Source organism: Pseudarthrobacter sp. HLT1-3 (assembly GCF_059383535.1).
Genome location: NZ_JBWZCJ010000058.1, coordinates 1 through 3052 on the forward strand (window position 1 = coordinate 1; position 3052 = coordinate 3052).

At 64.0% G+C, this 3052-nt stretch carries 1 protein-coding gene; it reads left to right on the forward strand.

Features of this window, described 5'->3' with window-relative positions; all coding sequences use genetic code 11:
• Positions 1 to 503 precede the first annotated feature (503 nt).
• Entirely contained in the window at positions 504 to 2864 is a 2361-nt protein-coding gene (locus AC50X9_RS21165; protein ID WP_494897051.1) for an HAD-IC family P-type ATPase, read from the forward strand.
• The last annotated feature ends 188 nt before the right edge of the window (positions 2865 to 3052 follow it).

Here is a 3052-nt window from a genome sequence, read left to right on the forward strand (position 1 = left end):
GACACACCCGGCACCACCACAACCACAGGTCGCAGATCGCTCCGGAGCAACTTCACAAACTTACCCGAACTCCAGGAACTAAGCAAATCAACGTTTCCGCGATCCACACTTCCAGAATTGGATTCCCACCCGAATTCAACGCGCAAATATCCGCGCCATTTTCCAGGCTGTTTATCAGGGGGTCGGTCGCTATCTTTCCGCACCAGCGGCGGCGACTCGAACAACAATACACGCCACCCCGCCCCCACACAAATCCACCCACACCACCACCCCCANCCCCCAAAAACCCCGCAACCACACCGAAAACCAGCCCCCGCCACACCACCCACCACCCCGCAACTCCAAAACCAGTACCTGTGGGCTGCATCACCGCGCCTTGAGGTCACTCGGACTACGATCAGGGGGTGATGGCAGAAAGCAGGCGCCAAAGACCAGAACTCCGCCGGCGGCGTGTGTCCGGGCCAGCCGCCGCGGGCCTCACCAAAGGCGAAGTTGCCACCCGGATGAGAGACGGCCTTGGCAACCATGCACCGGACGCAACCAGCCGCAGCCTTTGGGAGATCGTCCGCGCCAATGTCCTGACGCTGTTCAACGCGATCGTGGGCACGAGCTTCGTACTGCTCCTGCTGCTGGGAAGCTGGCAGGACGCACTTTTTGGCCTTTCCGCCGTAGGCAACGCAGTAATCGGAGTCGTGCAGGAGTATCGCGCCAAGCGCTCCCTAGACCGGCTCGCAGTCCTCGAGGCGCCGCTGGCCCGCGTGCTGCGGGATGGAAGTGTTCAGGAGATCGCCACCGCCGAGGTGGTGCTTGACGATGTCCTGGTCCTCCGGCCCGGCGACCAGGTTACGGCAGATGCCTCGGTCCTCGAATGCAGCGGGCTGGAGGCCGATGAATCCCTGCTCACCGGGGAGTCGGACCCCGTTGACAGGGATGTTGGGACTGAGGTTCTCTCCGGCTCCATCATTGTGGCCGGCCGCGGCACCGCTCGGGTGGTGCGGGTGGGCGCTGAATCGTTCGCCCGCCGCCTCACCGCCGATGCGAAACGGTTCTCGCTGGTCAACTCGGAGATCCGTAATAGTCTCGACCGGATACTGCGCTGGCTCACCTGGGCACTGCTACCAGTCGCCCTCGTCGTGGCCAATGGTGAGATGCAGTCCAGGGGCGGCTGGGAGCAGGCCATCGCTAGCGGCGCCTGGACTTCCGCGCTGGTGGGAGTGATTGCCAGCGTCATCGCCATGGTTCCGCTGGGCCTTGTTCTACTCTCGAGCGTGGCCTTCGCCGTGGGCGGGGTCCGGCTCGCCGGGAATAAGGTTCTCATTCAGGAGCTGGCAGCGGTCGAGGGGCTGGCCCGGGTGGATGTCCTCTGCCTGGATAAGACCGGGACGCTCACCGAAGGTCGGATCGTCTTCGACGGTGTGCATGAGCTGGCCGAGCCCGCGGAACCTGGTTGGGAGCACGCTCTGGGCTGGTTTGCGGCGGATCCTGAAGCGAACGCGACGTCGCATTGCTTGGCGGCGGCCTTTGAGCATAACGGCACCAGCGCGGCGGTGTCCTCGGTTCCGTTCTCGTCCGCCCGGAAGTGGAGTTCTGTAGCGTTCGACGGCGGAGGTACTCGCCCAGGCACTTGGATCCTCGGCGCCCCGGAGGTAGTGCTGGGAGCCGGGTCCGACGGCGCTGCGGGTACGGAATCGCCGGCTGGCGCCGCGCTGGCAAAGGCTGGCCGGCTCGCCGCCTCCGGGCTACGCACCGTCGTGCTCGCTTTCGCAGACGGTACCGCCATCAATCCCGACACCGCAACACTGCCCCCGGCCGCGAGACCCGTGGTCGTACTCACGTTTCGGGAACAGGTTCGTCCTGATGCGCGAAGGACGCTGGCCTACTTTCGCGAGGAGGGCGTTGAGCTGAAAATCTTTTCGGGGGACGACCCCCGGACGGTGGCTGCGATTGCGCGCAGCGTGGGTCTCGACGTCGAGACTGGTTACGATGCCCGGACACTGCCGGATGACCCCCGGCTTCTCGAAGACGTATTGGCCGCCAACACGGTCTTCGGCCGGGTGAGTCCCGACCAGAAAAAAGAAATGGTCGCAGCACTCCAGCGTCGCGGGCACACGGTCGCGATGACTGGCGACGGCGTTAATGATGTGCTGGCTTTGAAAGAGGCCGATCTTGGCATAGCAATGAACACTGCCGCACCTGCCACTAAGGCTGTGGCCCGGCTGGTCCTTTTGGATGGGCGCTTCGATCGGCTTCCCGGAGTGATGGCCGAGGGGAGGAGGGTCATAGCCAACGTTGAGCGGGTGTCCAAGGTGTTCCTCAGCAAAACGGCTTACTCGATAGCGATCGCGGTAAGTTTTGGACTCCTGAACCTGCAGTTTCCATTCCTGCCCCGTCAACTGTCATTCACGGACGGCTTGACGATTGGCATCCCCTGCTTCTTCCTGGCGCTGATGGCAAATACCCGCCGCTACCGGCCCGGGTTCCTGCGCCGCTCGCTCTCCTTCGCCGTGCCCGCAGGGCTCATCGTCGCTGTTTGCCTGCTGGGGCTGAACTTGTACGCAAACACCAGTGCTCTTGCCAAGACGGGGCCGGAGTCCCTGCAATCAGCATCTGTGCTGACTTTGGCCTTGCTCGGGCTGTGGATTCTCGCGATTGTCTCCCGCCCCCTGGATTTCAAGAAGTTGGCAGTCTTAATGGCGATGGGTGCGAGCCTGGTGACCCTGCTCAACCTGCCGCTCGCCCAGGACTTCTTCAAGCTGGCACTGCCGCCGGCGGAGATGTTGTGGGCAGCAGGACTCGGCGTGGTTTGTGGGGGGTTGTTGCTTGAGTTGCTGGCCCGGGTGCACGGCAGGGTGTTTCCGAGCTGAGCGGGCGCCTGAAGTGCGGCTTGGCGGAGTGAGCCGGGGCCGACCTCTGGATGGCCTGGCCGGCTGGCCGCGTCCGGCGCCTGGTGCCCCGCCGGCGGGTGTTTGGGGGGTTAAATGCGGGAGAGCCCCGACCTGTGTGGTTGGGGCTCTCGACCGTGTAATGATGTTCCGGCGGTGACCTACTCTCC

Excerpts from the sequence above, each read along its gene's own strand:
- AC50X9_RS21165 (WP_494897051.1), top strand. The coding sequence starts at position 504 with ATGAGAGACGGCCTTGGCAACCATGCACCGGACGCAACCAGCCGCAGC.